The 455-nt window shown below is 42.6% G+C and carries 1 protein-coding gene; it reads left to right on the top strand.

Going from position 1 to position 455, the window contains the following annotated elements; translation table 11 throughout:
• Positions 1-73 precede the first annotated feature (73 nt).
• The coding region (locus tag ACU8YE_RS25130) for a hypothetical protein (protein WP_446930278.1) at positions 74-455 on the top strand (382 nt) is incomplete at its 3' end.

Genomic DNA, 455 nt, shown 5'->3' with positions numbered 1-455 from the left:
ATATAAAGAAGTTGCCGCACCATACAAACGTACAATCTTACTGTTTTCAGTGCTAATTCCGACTAGTCACTTTATGTATATCGTACTTTTGCCACTCCTTATCAGCATCATCGTTGGTTCGTTAATCCAGAATCCGAATGACAGCGTTACGCCGTTTTGGCTCATCGGCGCGATGATTCTTAGTGGTATCGCGTCGCTACTGATTCAGCATTACTCCTTCACGTCATTTTTTAATCACGAAGAAAGGATGACAACTAAGTTAACTGAGCATGCTATGAACGGCCTACTCGTTCATAGTCAAGGATTCTTTTCGAATCAAAAAGTCGGGTCACTCGCAGGTGATGTTGCTACATTCAGTCGGTCATACTTATCGCTGATGGATGCACTATTTCTGCAAGCGAGCCCTATTCTGGTAAGTTTCGTTTCGAGTCTTATCATCATCGCAATCATTGCAC

Source organism: Ralstonia sp. VS2407 (genome assembly GCF_052950655.1).
Note: the sequence above shows the minus strand (reverse complement) of the source record. Positions and strands in the feature narration are given on the sequence as shown.